Genomic DNA, 12,714 nt, shown 5'->3' on the forward strand with positions numbered 1-12,714 from the left:
TTCCGGCATCATAGCTACTCGTCACTTATGCGGAGCGACGAAAAGAACCTGTCTTTGCGTTCTTCAGACAGGAAAAATTGCTCCCAGAGCCAACCCTCCGTGTCGCTTATTCTTTTTGCCGCCTCTACATCGGTGATGATAGCTTTTCTATTCCCTGCGCCATCATCTTCATAAGTTGTGGATTCATAGCGATCTTGTTCGAGGTCGTATATTACCTGAGCGATCTCACCAAAATATTCGTAAATTTCTTTTCCAAACACAAAAGAAGCTTTGTGTGTTAAGTCGACCATTTCGAGATAGGCATCATCATATTTTGATTTTTCGTGCTTCTCTCCGAACGCGATAAATTCTTCGTAGATTTTGTATCGCTCTTGAAAAAGGCTCAAGCGATAGGTCTTCTTAGCGGTCTCTTCTGCCAGCGTGTGTTGTTGCTGAAGCAAATCGGATTGTTCGTTGATGGTTTTCAATTGCGCATCAACCACCTTCTGGTTCTCAGCGAATTGATCACGGGTTTCAGTCAATTCCTGTCTTTGCGTGAGGACTGCTGCGACAAGCCAAATGAATGCTAGCGGTGAGAAAACGCCAGCAATAAAATCGCCGACTTCATTAAGAGAGTTGTTTGTTGGATAGATCAAAATCCGATCTATCCCTATCCAATAGACAAAGGTGAACATGTAGGCGATAGTTGCAACACCTGCCACGAACAGCCAGTTAACGTTGTTCCATCTAATCACTCTGCGATCCCACAAATCGAGTTCATTTTTTTTCTAAAGTTTTTTCGCAAATCTGCTGATGCGGGATCTCTTAATTCGTTCAAATATCGTTTGAACTCTTCAACTAATTGCTCGTGAAATTCGGTTCTATTGATACGGATCGTCTGATCGCCGTTGAAAGCGATCATTTCGCCTGTGATGCCAACTATGAGACTATCCGTTGTGCCGCTATGATGTAGGGCGCATCTCCCATCAACGTATAGTCTTTCTGCTTGTCCTTTTACGCCAGTGCCCGGGGGCACGCATTGGCTGAACGCATTCCATTTCTTGAGGAAGCCGACTACAAGCTTTTCGCTTTTTCCGTTATGGTTAGGTACACCCTTTCGAAACCCTTGGATGGTTTCTATCACCAGAAAATCCAACGCTAGGATTGCGAAACCGAACGTTGGCTGAGAACCTTCAAGTGGTGTATTGATAAGATATTGAGCGGGTTTTAAGAAACGCTCCGTTATCCGGTCATCCAGAATATCGACCGCCGTGTTCCAGTCGTCTTCATTGGGATTTTCCGGATCAAGATCAAGCGCCTTCCAGCGCTCAATTTTGTACTTCGGACTGATATAAATGTCGTCGCCCGTTCTTTCGCCCATCACACCACCAAAGCCATGCCATGAGCTCTCAGAAATTCGGCGCATTTCATATCATACTGGATGTGAACTTTGTCCTCATCTATCGTCGGAAACTCAGAAGGAAAGAGGTCGATAATTTTCGCCTGTAGTCGCTCATTTATGACTGCATTGTAGCCGTAGGCAGTAGCGAAGGTTTCCACTTCTCGAAGAGTTCCGTCGAACCCATTCTCAACCTCTAGAAGCTTCATATTTTGCGGAGCAAAGGCAAATCCAAGAAAGATTACCGTTGACGCGTTGGTCATTGCATCCTGAATTTTTGGGGAGATGTCACTGTTCATGGATTCAGACCAAGTGACTATATTTTCACTCATTGCCCAAACGCGTTCTGGCGTCGGTTCAGCCCCGAATGGATGATGCCGGAGGTCGCCAAGGCTTCCATAGGGATGGATAATATTGATGTTTTTGACTATCTGTCGTGCCATGTCTGGCGAGACATCGCGAAACGTCTTCACGATGGCGTATTCTAAGTACGTTTCAATGCAGCGGTCGTAATTGAAGCATATGATCGTTATGTTGTTCCCGAGGGTTTCAACATCACTGTTTCGGACGCCATCGAATAGCATTCGCGTAAAAGGCTTTATCCAAGTGTCAGAAAAATCTGGCTCTGAAGAACGGTCTGATTGTGGCGTGATCTGAGCCATCTTACTTAACCGCTCTGCTTTCGAGATTGCGTAGGCGATTTGTAGCTTTCCTACCTCTGCGATTATCTCGTCGCCGTTATGGCGGTTTATAAACTCGTCTATTGAGCCAGCATGGTCAATCGCCCGATGTATTTCAGCCATTGCCAAAAAACGGGCATTAATTGCTTCGTTGTTTTTCGTATATCTATTGACCAAGCATCGAAAAATTGGCTCCACGCCTTCTTTCATCGTGCCAAAGTCAAAATGAAAGCGTGAGTTGGTCTGTATCTGTTTCATGAGCGCCTCACCAACAGGCAAGCCGAATTCGTGGCTCGCACCAGCACCAATTATGAAGACAGTATTATCCCGAAACATTCCAGCCGCCTGATATGTAATCTACCCACCGCGAACTAAATCATGCGTTGAGTTTGGCTTGCAATGCTATTTTCGCGGGGAAGGTCTCGCTTTTCGAGATATGCCCAGATTACTGCCAACGCGGTTAGTGCAATACCGACGCCAGTAAAACGGACAACACCCCTTGGGCAGAGACTTCCAGTCCGAGAAACTTGATGGTGATCTTGGGCATTGGGCGCACCTTTCCATTTGAAAAAATGAGGTGCTGCTTGCTGCTTCGCAGTGTGAGGAAGCACGGCTGTTGGGTCAATGATGTTCTCGAAAACACCATTCTATCCACAACGAGATGGGCTGTATGCCGGTGGAAGACAGGAAGCGCAGACGCTCATTTTCTGTAAGCCGCTAACCCCATAGCCAAAATCGCGAGAATAAAGATAAGGACAACCGCAACGAGACCAGATGCACTGGCTTCGAAGAACAGGAATTTGACTGATATTTGCTGATCCACAGGCACACCTCGTCATTAAAAACAAAAAGGTGTGCTGCTTGCTGCTTCGCAACGTCTCAAAGATTTATCGATTCGTCAACAGACAAACCGTGAACAGAATGCAACTCACAGGCTCAAACGAGACTTAGCATGTGAACGGCTGTGTATAGACCATTATTTGTTCACGACATTTGCCAGCACGGCGAACGCGGCTGTCCAAACATAGTCAAGCGCTTCGCGAATTCGGGGGCAACGGGATAGAATAATAGGATAGTTTGTCGCGACCCTCAGTTCGCATAAATGAGAAAGCGTTTAGGCGACATCTCTCTCCTAAATTGGCGTAATTCAAACGTTCCTCTCGGAAAATCCCATTGCAAATTTTGACACCGTTTGCTAAACGGCAATCTATTAAATGATCAGAAGTTGAATGAAATCAATTGCCAGTCCCGTGGGGCTGGACACACGGTGCCCACCTACTTTTGTAGGCACCCAGGATCGTAAATCTCCATCGGTCGCCGTGGAACGCGCTTGAAGTTTCGGGACAATTCCGATGCTTCCCTGTACCCTCGAGATAGTCGACAGTCATTTTTCATAACTGCCGGGCACGGCTTTTTTATATTCCTGTCATTGCAATGGCGGAACAATTCCCTATTATCCGGATTGGTATGTCTGTCATGCCCTTTAAAAAGGGGCGCTGCGGCCAAAACCGCGACGTGCCGTTCAACAGCCCAAAGAGCTAAACTTGTTTACTGAAATTATGATCGTGGTCCTGCTCACCGTATTGAACGGTGTGCTTGCCATGTCCGAGCTTGCCGTTGTCTCCTCCAGACCGGCGAGGCTAAAGGTGCTTGCCACGCAAGGCAGCAAGGGCGCCACACAGGCGCTCAGCCTTTCCGAAAACCCCGGACGCTTTCTTTCTACAGTGCAGATCGGCATCACGCTGGTCGGCGTCCTCTCGGGCGCATTTTCCGGCGCCACGCTCGGTGCCCGCTTTACGGCGTGGCTTCTGGAGCAGGGTGTTCCTGACCGTGCGGCCGATGCAATTGGCGTCGGCTCGGTCGTCGTCGCCATTACTTATCTGTCGCTGATCGTCGGCGAACTGGTGCCAAAGCAGATTGCGTTGCGCGATCCTGAAAAGATTGCCGCGCGTGTTGCGCCTACCATGATGCTGCTGTCCAAGGTCGGCGCGCCGCTGGTGTGGCTGCTCGACCGGTCGGGTAAGGCCATTCTGGCGCTTCTCGGCCATAGTGGCGAATCCAACGCGTCGGTTACCGACGATGAAATTCGCACCGTTCTGGCCGAAGCCCATAGCGCCGGCGTGATCGAGACCGAAGAATCGGCGATGATCACCAGCGTCATGCGCCTTGCTGACCGAAACGCGCGCGGCCTGATGACGCCGCGTCGCGACGTGGAAGTGGTCGATATCGAAGACAGCGCCGAGGAAATCCGCGAGCAGCTTCGCGGGACGCAGCGTTCGCGTCTGCCGGTGCGCAACGGCGCGTCCGACGAAATTCTTGGCGTGCTTTTCGCCAAGGACGCCTTCGATGCGCTGGCCTCCGGCAAGGAGCTCAACATTCGTGAGCTTCTGCGCGAGGTGCCCGTCGTGTCCGACCTGACGAGCGCCGTTGACGTCATCCAGTCGCTGCGTCGCTCCACCGTGCACATGGTCCTCGTTTATGACGAGTACGGCCATTTCGAAGGTATCATCAGCTCCGGCGACGTGCTGGAGGCCATTACCGGTGCCTTTCAGGAAGATGACGACGAAGAGCCGGCCATGGTCGAGCGCGAGGACGGTTCGTTCCTCGTTGCCGGCTGGATGCCTGCCGATGAGTTCGCTTATCGCATGGGCTTCCAGATCAATGAGGACGCCGAGTTCGAGACCGTCGCCGGACTTGTCCTGGACGAGTTCCGTCGCCTGCCGGAACTGGGTGAACATGTAACCCGCAACGGCTGGCGTTTCGAGGTCATCGACCTTGATGGTCACCGCATCGACAAGGTTCTCGTGAGCCGGGCCGCCTGATGCCCGGTGACGTTGCCGAAAAAGCAAGGTTGCGCGGCGAACGGCTCGCCGCGCGAGATGCTCTGACACTGGCGGAACGGCACGAGAAGAGCCGGTTCATTACCGCCCACGGTGCCGCGGATATTCCCCTTGTGCCGGGGACCGTCATCTCCGGCTTCATGCCGATCCGCTCGGAGGCGGATACCCGTCCGCTGATGGAAGCGTTGCGGGCGAGGGGTGGACGTCTCGTCCTTCCCGTTGTGCTGGATCGTGAAACCATTGTCTTCAGGGCTTTCGAGAGGGATACGCCGCTGGTGAAGACCGGCTTCAGCACGACCGGTCCGGGTGAGGATGCGGAGCTTCTCGATCCCGATATACTGCTCGTACCTCTGTCCGTCTTCGACGGACACGGGCAACGGGTTGGTTATGGCGCAGGCCATTATGACCGCGCCATCGCGCGGTTGCACGCCAAGGGCAAACAGCCCGTTCTCATCGGTGTCGCCTTTGACTGCCAGGAAGTGGCAGACATCCCCGCGGAACCGCACGATGTCTCGCTTCACGCCATTCTGACAGAAAGCGGTCTGCGCTGGTTTTCAGCCCCGTTGTCGATCTCCGATAGTGAGCAAAAGGCGCTTTAGCACTTTTTAAAAGATGGATTACCCGTTAGAGGGGACGAAATATCGAAACATGCGCAAGATCGGGGCGGGTGAATGAGGCTTCTTTTTCTCGGAGACATGGTTGGCAAGACCGGACGCACGGCTGTCTGGGAGCGATTGCCGGGGCTGATTTCCGATCTGAAGCTGGATTTCGTCATCGTCAACGGTGAGAATGCTGCTGGTGGTTTCGGTATCACCGAGGATATCTATCTCGAGACCATCAATGCCGGTGCCGATGTTGTCACCACCGGCAATCACGTCTGGGATCAGAAAGAGGCGGTTTCCTTCTGCGAGCGCCATGACCAGTTCCTGCGGCCCGCCAATTACCCCGAGGGTACGCCGGGCAAGGGCTCGGGCATTTTTTATGCCCGCAACGGCGCACGCATATTGGTCGCCAACATCATGGGGCGGGTCTTCATGCATCCGGAGCTGGACGACCCCTTCAAGTCGGCGGAAAGCATTCTTGCGGCCTGCCCGCTGAAGGAACAGGCGGATGCCATCATCTTCGATTTTCACGCCGAGGCGACCAGCGAGAAACAGTGCTTCGGACATTTCGTGGATGGCCGTGCAAGCTTCGTCGTCGGCACCCACACCCATGTTCCGACAGCTGACGCACAGATATTGAACGGCGGAACCGCCTACATGTCGGATGCGGGCATGTGCGGCGATTATGACAGTTCCCTCGGAATGGACAAGGAAGAGCCGATCAACCGCTTTATCTCCAAGATGCCGAAGGGCCGCTTTGAGGCGGCGAGCGGGCCTGCCACGATCTGCGGTGTCGGGGTGGAGATTTCCGACCGGACTGGGCTTGCGGAAAAAATTGCGCCGCTGCGCATCGGGCCGCGACTTTCGGAAACGCTGCCTTCCTTCTGGGTTTGATCCCGCCAAAGCGTTCACAATGACGAGAGTGCCAGCCTTCAGTTGCTGATGTAACTGGACGCTCGGCAAAACCTGTCCCATCCTCTCAGCTTCGCAAGTTCAGGGGAGTGGCATGATGCTGCGCGTGCTAATGCTTGCAATAACAGGACTGATCGCCTGTTCGGGAGCGGCCTTCTCCCAGTCGGCGAGCCGTCCTCCCGTCAGCCAGTGCCAGGCGATCGCCAGCGCCATTCCGGGCGTGATGTTCGCGCGCTTCGATGCGCGCAATGTTCAGCTGGCTCAGGCCACGGCGAAGGAAGAGGTGAAAATCAGCTTCATCGGCCACTCCACCTACCTGATCGAAAGTCCCGGCGGGGTAACGATTGCCACGGATTATAACGGCGTCTATCGCCCTCCCGTCATGCCGACGGTGGTGACCATGAACCGGGCGCATTCAACACATTTCACCCTCAATCCGGACCCGGCCATTCAATATGTGCTGCATGGCTGGAGCGATACGCCGGGAGAAAAAGCCGAGCACAAGGTGCTCGTGGGCGACGTTTACATCCGCAATGTCTCAACCGACATCCGCAACCGCTGGGGAGATTATGAGTCTTTTCAGGAAAACGGCAATTCCATCTTCATCTTCGAGGTTGCCGGGCTATGTATCGGCCATCTCGGCCATCTGCATCATGAGTTGACGGACACGCATTATGCCGAGATCGGCCGCCTGGATGTGTTGATGGTGCCTGTCGATGGTGGTTTGACCATGGGGGCCGACAGCATGAGCAGGGTGGTCAAGCGCCTGCGCTCTGCGCTGATCCTGCCGATGCATCGCACCGGCCCGCCGCTGGAGCAGTTTCTGACTATGTTTGGCGAAAATTTCGCTATCGCCTATGCGAGCGATCCGGTCATCCGGGTCTCGATGAGAAACCTTCCCCGCCAGCCGCAGATACTGGTGCCGAAAGGCATGTAAATGGCGACGGGCGGGGAAAGGCTCGGGGAGCGGGTTCTCAGGCGAAGGTGAGGTGCAGGCGAACGCCGACGTCGGGCGTCTTGTCATCCGACATGTTTGCCTTGGCGATTTCCCAGCCGAATTTCAGCGTACTGTCCGTCGAAGCCCAGATATCGGCATCATCGACATGCAACGCCAGCATCGTTAGTTGCGGATCGCTCTTGCCGTGCTCGTACCAGGCGGCGGTGACTGAATTCCAGTATTCGTCGATCTTTGATTTGTCATCGCGCGCTTCGAGGACGCCCGAAAGGCAGGCGTGATAATCATGATCCTTGCCCACAAGGCAGAAATGCGCACGGGATCCGGATTTGAGCGATTTTACCAGATCCGTGTCTTTTTTGGAAAAAAACCAGATCGTGTTGGTCTTGGGGTCAGCGTGGGGCGCCATAGGCTGCATGTGACTGTGCAGGCCCTCAAGGCCGAGCATGCCGGCATGGACGGAATTGATCTCGTCCCAGAGCTGGCGGGCCGGGGCTTCTCTTGCTTCAGTCAGGCTGACCATATGTCTTCTCCTTCCGGTTTGGGGCTGCGGCGGAGTGGACAAGATGGCCTTCTCCGTCGCGTTCATGATCAGAACGAAGAGCGGATAAATCAGTTCCTTCTGTTGTTGCGGCAAGAGAAAGCGCCTGCGGGCTTGAACGATGAGCCTATCGCACTTATAAGGCCCGCAATCTCCAAATTACGATAAATCAGGTTTTCCATGGCTGGTCATTCACAGTTCAAGAACATCATGCACCGCAAGGGCAAGCAGGACTCCGTGCGGTCCAAAATGTTTTCCAAGCTTGCGCGCGAAATCACCGTTGCGGCCAAGACGGGCATGCCCGACCCGAACATGAACCCGCGCCTGCGTCTGGCCATCCAGAACGCCAAGGCCCAGTCCATGCCGAAAGACAATATCGAACGTGCCATCAAGAAGGCTGCGGGTGCCGAAGGCGAGAACTATGATGAGGTCCGCTACGAAGGCTACGGCCCTGGCGGCGTCGCCGTCATCGTCGAGGCGCTTACAGACAACCGTAACCGCACTGCCTCCAATGTACGATCCATCTTCACCAAGGCTGGTGGTGCGCTGGGTGAAACCGGATCGGTCTCCTTCTCCTTCGACCGTGTCGGCGAGATTTCCTACAAGGCGGAAGTCGGCGATGCAGACAAGGTGATGGAAGCGGCCATCGAGGCCGGTGCGGACGATGTTGAATCTTCCGAAGACGGCCACATCATCATCTGCGGTTTCGAAGCGATGAACGAGGTATCCAAGGCGCTGGAAGGCGTGCTGGGCGAAGCCGAAAGCGTCAAGGCCATCTGGAAGCCGCAGAACACGGTACCGGTAGATGAAGAAAAGGCACAGTCGCTGATGAAACTCATCGACAACCTCGAAGACGATGACGACGTGCAGAACGTCTATTCGAACTTCGAAGTGTCGGAAGAAATTCTCGCCAAGCTTTCCGCCTGACGTTTTCACGTTCCTAAAAAAAGCCCCGGCAGCGATCCGCGCCGGGGCTTTTTGTTTAGGCGGCCTTTTTGATGGATGTCCGCACGTCGGCGAAAATCTCGACCGACCGCAGCCGCTTTTCGATGTCGTGGATCGGCATCGAGACAATCAGCTCATCCGCCTGTGTTTCAGCCAGAAAACCGTCGAGATGACGCTGGATCGTTTCAGGCGCGCCAACGGCGGCAAAACGCAACGTGTGCTCCACGGAGAAGCGCTCCATCTCGTTCCAGTAGCCTTCCATGCTGTGCACGGGCTTCGGGAACTGCGTGCGCACATTGCGCCGCAGATTGACGAATTGCTGCTGTGACGAGGTAAAGAGATGCTGCGCCTCCTCGTCGGTATCGGCGCCTACACCCATCACGCCAACCATCACATAGGGCTTGTCCAGCACCTCGGAGGGCTGGAAGCGCTCGCGATAGATATGGATCGCTTCCATCAGCATGTCAGGGGCAAAATGGGATGCGAAGGAATAGGGCAGGCCAAGGGCTGCGGCCAGATGCGCACTATAGGTGCTGGAACCGAGCAGCCAGAGAGGCACGTTCGAATTCATGCCGGGTACGGCGAGGATCGCCTGATCCTGCTGGGGCGGGCCGAGATATCTTTGCAATTCGACGATGTCGTGCGGGAAATTCTCCGCACCGGCGTCGAGATTACGGCGCAGCGCCCGTGCGGTTCGCATATCCGTTCCGGGGGCGCGGCCCAGGCCAAGATCGACCCGGCCGGGCAGAAGTGCTGCAAGCGTCCCGAACTGTTCGGCAATGACGAGCGGGGAGTGGTTGGGAAGCATGATACCGCCGGAGCCGACGCGGATATGTTTCGTGGCCGCTCCCACATGGGCGATAACGAGCGACGTCGCGGCGCTTGCGATGCCGGGCATGCCGTGATGTTCGGCCAGCCATATCCGGTTATAACCTTGTTCTTCAGCCTTGATCGCCATCCGGCGGGAGTTTTCGAGCGCCGCGCTGACGCTCTCGCCCTCGCCGATGGGCGAAAGATCGAGAAGGGAAAAGGGGATCATCCGACGCTCCTGCGTAATCTGGGTCTTTGCAGCGGATGTAAGGCGCGTCTACGGATTTACCAGACAAGTCGCGTAGAATTGAAGGATGGATCAAAAAAATTGGCCTTTGCCAAAGGTCGGTACTGGCACAACTTTGGTCCTGACTTGACGTCTGTATCCGGGAATGTTGTCGTTTTGTTCACTTATCGCTGGCAGTCTCGCGGCCGGAAAGATAAGGTACCTCATGCAAAAGACGATTCGGATCATCGGCATTGACCCCGGACTACGGCGCACCGGCTGGGGCGTGATCGACACATTGGGAAACAGCCTGCGTTTCGTCGCTTCCGGCACGGTGACTTCAGATGGCGACATGGATCTCGCCTCCCGGCTTTGCCAGCTTCATGACGGCCTGGCGGAAATCGTGCACAGCCATCAGCCCGATGAGGCGGCTGTGGAGCAGACTTTCGTCAACAAGGACGCGGTGGCCACGCTGAAACTCGGACAGGCGCGCGGCATTGCCATGCTTGTTCCGGCGCGTGCCGGTTTGCCGGTGTTCGAATATGCGCCGAACGCCGTGAAAAAAGCTGTCATCGGCGTGGGGCATGGTGAAAAGCAGCAAATTCACATGATGCTGAAAATCCTGATGCCGAAGGCCGAGTTCAAGGGTAACGATGCGGCGGACGCCCTCGCGATCGCAATCTGCCACGCCCATAATCGCGGCGGTGACAGGATGCGTCGGCTGCTGGCGGCCGGTTAATTTTAAGTCTCATTGCAGCGGGCGCGATCATGATCGGAAAACTGAAGGGCAGCATCGAGGAAATCGGCACGGATTACGTGTTGGTGGATGTGCATGGCGTCTGTTACGTCGCCTATTGTTCGGCGCGCACGCTGTCGAAAATAGGCTCCGTCGGAGAGGCCGTGATCCTCTTCATCGAAACCTATGTACGAGAGGACCAGCTCAAGCTTTTCGGCTTTCTTTCGGCGCTGGAGCGGGAATGGTTCAACCTTTTGCAGAGCGTGCAGGGCGTCGGATCGAAAGTCGCTCTTGCGGTGCTTTCCACCCTGTCGCCCACCGAGCTTGCCAATGCCATAGCGCTCCAGGACAAGGCGTCAATATCGCGTGCGCCGGGGGTTGGGCCCAAAGTGGCCGTGCGGCTCGTGACCGAATTGCGCAACAAGGCCCCGGCTTTCGCGGGCGAGGCGTCCGGGGCTATCGGACTGAAGCAGGAACTCGGGGAGGGTGTAGCCTCCGCGCCGGTGGCGGACGCCGTATCTGCACTCACCAATCTCGGCTATTCGCGTGACCAGGCCGCCAATGCGGTCGCCGCGGCGCTGAAAAATGGCGGTGAGGACGCGGATAGCGCCAAGTTGATCCGGCTGGGGCTGAAGGAGCTTTCACGGTAAGGTGAGCCCGTTACACAAGCGTCCGGACGCGGTGTTGAATTTCGTGACGCGCCCTGGCGCGACAGCCATGTTATAGCGGCGAAGACGACCTCATGAATTCTAGAAATAATGGAATGCCCTGAATGAGCGATGCGGACAGACTGATCACCCCGGAAAAGCGCGGTGAGGACATCGACACCACCCTGCGCCCGCAGTCGCTGGACGACTTTACCGGGCAGGCGGAGGCGCGCGCCAATCTCAAGGTCTTCATCGAGGCCGCCAAGAATCGTGGCGAGGCGTTGGATCACGTGCTGTTCGTCGGTCCGCCCGGCCTCGGCAAGACCACGCTGGCGCAGATCATGGCCAAGGAGCTTGGAGTAAACTTCAAGTCCACCTCAGGGCCGGTAATCGCCAAGGCGGGCGATCTCGCCGCGCTCCTGACCAATCTTGAAGAGCGCGATGTTCTCTTCATCGATGAAATTCATCGCCTCAACCCGGCCGTGGAAGAAATCCTGTATCCGGCGATGGAGGATTTCCAGCTCGATCTGATCATCGGGGAAGGCCCGGCGGCGCGTTCGGTGAAGATCGATCTTTCCAAATTCACGCTTGTCGCCGCCACCACCCGCCTCGGCCTCTTGACGACACCGCTGCGCGACCGTTTCGGCATTCCCGTGCGTTTGTCCTTTTACACGGTTGATGAACTGGAACTTATCGTCCGTCGCGGTGCGCGGCTGATGGGTCTCAACATGACGGATGAGGGTGCCCGCGAAGTGGCGAGGCGGGCGCGTGGCACGCCCCGCATTGCCGGACGGCTTCTGCGCCGGGTGCGCGACTTTGCCGAGGTGGCACGGGCGGAAGCCGTTACCCGGGATATCGCCGACGAGGCTTTGACGCGGCTGCTGGTGGATAATATGGGTCTTGACCAGCTGGACATGCGGTATCTGACCATGATCGCCGTCAATTTTGGAGGAGGCCCGGTCGGCATCGAGACCATTGCTGCCGGACTGTCGGAGCCGCGCGACGCGATCGAGGATATCATCGAGCCCTATATGATCCAGCAGGGTTTCATCCAGCGCACGCCGCGCGGGCGTATCCTGACCGCCACGGCCTGGAAACATCTGGGCATGCAGCCGCCGAAGGATCTCGAGGCAGCACAGTTCCGGCTCACGCTTGAGGACGATTGAGGGGAACAAACCCGCCTTGCCGGCTTTGATCGTCTTTGGCACGGAGATGGTCATGTCTGGATATCGCAAGGGTACGAAGGTCCGCTGGAACTGGGGCACGGGTACAGGTGAAGGGAAAATCCTTGAAGTCTTCACCGAAGATGTCGAAAGAACGATTTCCGGTTCCACGATAAAGCGTAAGGCCAGCAAAGACGAACCCGCTTATCTCATCGAACAGGAAGATGGCGGCAAGGTTCTGAAAAGCAGATCAGAGCTCGAACGCACCGATTGAACGAC

The 12,714-nt window shown here is 55.6% G+C and carries 14 protein-coding genes; 9 read left to right on the forward strand and 5 right to left on the reverse strand.

Annotation, left to right across the window (positions count from 1 at the left end; all coding sequences use genetic code 11):
* Positions 1 to 14 precede the first annotated feature (14 nt).
* Genes EGT36_RS22845 through EGT36_RS22855 form a run of 3 tightly spaced genes read right to left on the reverse strand, consistent with a single transcriptional unit; the run spans position 15 to position 2,394 of the window.
* Positions 15 to 734 carry a hypothetical protein gene (locus tag EGT36_RS22845; RefSeq protein ID WP_125271111.1) on the reverse strand — a complete coding sequence of 240 codons (720 nt, stop codon included), beginning with the start codon at positions 732 to 734 and terminating at the stop codon, positions 15 to 17.
* Positions 731 to 1,360: a hypothetical protein gene (locus EGT36_RS22850; protein WP_172965697.1), complete on the reverse strand. Its 630-nt coding sequence runs from the start codon at positions 1,358 to 1,360 to the stop codon at positions 731 to 733. The genes EGT36_RS22845 and EGT36_RS22850 overlap by 4 nt, the downstream gene beginning before the upstream one ends.
* Positions 1,360 to 2,394: an SIR2 family protein gene (locus tag EGT36_RS22855; protein ID WP_125271113.1), complete on the reverse strand. Its 1,035-nt coding sequence runs from the start codon at positions 2,392 to 2,394 to the stop codon at positions 1,360 to 1,362. Before EGT36_RS22855 ends, EGT36_RS22850 begins: the two co-directional genes overlap by 1 nt.
* A 1,223-nt stretch (positions 2,395 to 3,617) precedes the next feature.
* Between EGT36_RS22855 and EGT36_RS22865 the strand changes: the two genes are divergently transcribed.
* The 4 genes from EGT36_RS22865 (at position 3,618) to EGT36_RS22880 (ending at position 7,349) form a co-directional block, all read left to right on the forward strand.
* Positions 3,618 to 4,880, forward strand: coding sequence for a hemolysin family protein (locus EGT36_RS22865; RefSeq protein WP_004445761.1), 1,263 nt, complete (start codon positions 3,618 to 3,620; stop codon positions 4,878 to 4,880).
* Positions 4,880 to 5,497, forward strand: coding sequence for a 5-formyltetrahydrofolate cyclo-ligase (locus EGT36_RS22870; protein WP_037091970.1), 618 nt, complete (start codon positions 4,880 to 4,882; stop codon positions 5,495 to 5,497). The genes EGT36_RS22865 and EGT36_RS22870 overlap by 1 nt, the downstream gene beginning before the upstream one ends.
* A 72-nt stretch (positions 5,498 to 5,569) precedes the next feature.
* Positions 5,570 to 6,394, forward strand: a complete 825-nt coding sequence (locus tag EGT36_RS22875; protein WP_004445757.1) for a TIGR00282 family metallophosphoesterase — start codon at positions 5,570 to 5,572, stop codon at positions 6,392 to 6,394.
* A 112-nt stretch (positions 6,395 to 6,506) separates the two neighbouring features.
* The gene (locus EGT36_RS22880; RefSeq protein ID WP_034497294.1) at positions 6,507 to 7,349 is read left to right on the forward strand and encodes an MBL fold metallo-hydrolase; all 843 of its coding nucleotides are present in this window, start codon (positions 6,507 to 6,509) and stop codon (positions 7,347 to 7,349) included.
* A gap of 37 nt (positions 7,350 to 7,386) precedes the next feature.
* Here EGT36_RS22880 and EGT36_RS22885 read toward each other — a convergent pair whose 3' ends face one another.
* Complete coding sequence (locus EGT36_RS22885) at positions 7,387 to 7,890, reverse strand: pyridoxamine 5'-phosphate oxidase family protein (RefSeq protein ID WP_125271114.1); 504 nt, start codon at positions 7,888 to 7,890, stop codon at positions 7,387 to 7,389.
* A gap of 198 nt (positions 7,891 to 8,088) precedes the next feature.
* On the opposite strand from EGT36_RS22885, the gene EGT36_RS22890 reads away from it, so the two are divergent.
* Complete coding sequence (locus tag EGT36_RS22890) at positions 8,089 to 8,835, forward strand: YebC/PmpR family DNA-binding transcriptional regulator (RefSeq protein ID WP_004445751.1); 747 nt, start codon at positions 8,089 to 8,091, stop codon at positions 8,833 to 8,835.
* 55 nt (positions 8,836 to 8,890) lie between these two features.
* Here the strand turns inward: EGT36_RS22890 and EGT36_RS22895 are convergent, their stop codons facing one another.
* The gene (locus EGT36_RS22895) at positions 8,891 to 9,892 is read right to left on the reverse strand and encodes an LLM class flavin-dependent oxidoreductase (protein ID WP_004445749.1); all 1,002 of its coding nucleotides are present in this window, start codon (positions 9,890 to 9,892) and stop codon (positions 8,891 to 8,893) included.
* A gap of 223 nt (positions 9,893 to 10,115) precedes the next feature.
* Between EGT36_RS22895 and ruvC the strand changes: the two genes are divergently transcribed.
* From ruvC to EGT36_RS22915, 4 genes are all read left to right on the forward strand, one after another.
* Positions 10,116 to 10,628 carry a crossover junction endodeoxyribonuclease RuvC gene (ruvC, locus tag EGT36_RS22900; RefSeq protein WP_004445748.1) on the forward strand — a complete coding sequence of 171 codons (513 nt, stop codon included), beginning with the start codon at positions 10,116 to 10,118 and terminating at the stop codon, positions 10,626 to 10,628.
* 29 nt (positions 10,629 to 10,657) lie between these two features.
* The gene (ruvA, locus tag EGT36_RS22905) at positions 10,658 to 11,275 is read left to right on the forward strand and encodes a Holliday junction branch migration protein RuvA (protein WP_037091966.1); all 618 of its coding nucleotides are present in this window, start codon (positions 10,658 to 10,660) and stop codon (positions 11,273 to 11,275) included.
* Positions 11,276 to 11,397: 122 nt separating this feature from the next.
* Positions 11,398 to 12,438, forward strand: coding sequence for a Holliday junction branch migration DNA helicase RuvB (gene ruvB / locus EGT36_RS22910; RefSeq protein ID WP_004445743.1), 1,041 nt, complete (start codon positions 11,398 to 11,400; stop codon positions 12,436 to 12,438).
* 52 nt (positions 12,439 to 12,490) lie between these two features.
* Positions 12,491 to 12,709 (forward strand): hypervirulence associated TUDOR domain-containing protein, encoded by a 219-nt coding sequence (locus EGT36_RS22915; RefSeq protein ID WP_004445742.1) that lies wholly within the window; start codon positions 12,491 to 12,493, stop codon positions 12,707 to 12,709.
* Positions 12,710 to 12,714: the final 5 nt, after the last annotated feature.

The sequence above is a fragment of the Agrobacterium sp. FDAARGOS_525 genome, assembly GCF_003938925.1.
Taxonomy (GTDB): Bacteria; Pseudomonadota; Alphaproteobacteria; order Rhizobiales; family Rhizobiaceae; genus Agrobacterium; species Agrobacterium pusense.

Coding starts and splice junctions, on each gene's coding strand:
- EGT36_RS22850 (WP_172965697.1), bottom strand. CDS start 1,360: ATGGGCGAAAGAACGGGCGACGACATTTATATCAGTCCGAAGTACAAA.
- EGT36_RS22855 (WP_125271113.1), bottom strand. CDS start 2,394: ATGTTTCGGGATAATACTGTCTTCATAATTGGTGCTGGTGCGAGCCAC.
- EGT36_RS22865 (WP_004445761.1), top strand. CDS start 3,618: ATGATCGTGGTCCTGCTCACCGTATTGAACGGTGTGCTTGCCATGTCC.
- EGT36_RS22870 (WP_037091970.1), top strand. CDS start 4,880: ATGCCCGGTGACGTTGCCGAAAAAGCAAGGTTGCGCGGCGAACGGCTC.
- EGT36_RS22875 (WP_004445757.1), top strand. CDS start 5,570: ATGAGGCTTCTTTTTCTCGGAGACATGGTTGGCAAGACCGGACGCACG.
- EGT36_RS22880 (WP_034497294.1), top strand. CDS start 6,507: ATGATGCTGCGCGTGCTAATGCTTGCAATAACAGGACTGATCGCCTGT.
- EGT36_RS22885 (WP_125271114.1), bottom strand. CDS start 7,890: ATGGTCAGCCTGACTGAAGCAAGAGAAGCCCCGGCCCGCCAGCTCTGG.
- EGT36_RS22890 (WP_004445751.1), top strand. CDS start 8,089: ATGGCTGGTCATTCACAGTTCAAGAACATCATGCACCGCAAGGGCAAG.
- EGT36_RS22895 (WP_004445749.1), bottom strand. CDS start 9,892: ATGATCCCCTTTTCCCTTCTCGATCTTTCGCCCATCGGCGAGGGCGAG.
- ruvC (WP_004445748.1), top strand. CDS start 10,116: ATGCAAAAGACGATTCGGATCATCGGCATTGACCCCGGACTACGGCGC.
- ruvA (WP_037091966.1), top strand. CDS start 10,658: ATGATCGGAAAACTGAAGGGCAGCATCGAGGAAATCGGCACGGATTAC.
- ruvB (WP_004445743.1), top strand. CDS start 11,398: ATGAGCGATGCGGACAGACTGATCACCCCGGAAAAGCGCGGTGAGGAC.
- EGT36_RS22915 (WP_004445742.1), top strand. CDS start 12,491: ATGTCTGGATATCGCAAGGGTACGAAGGTCCGCTGGAACTGGGGCACG.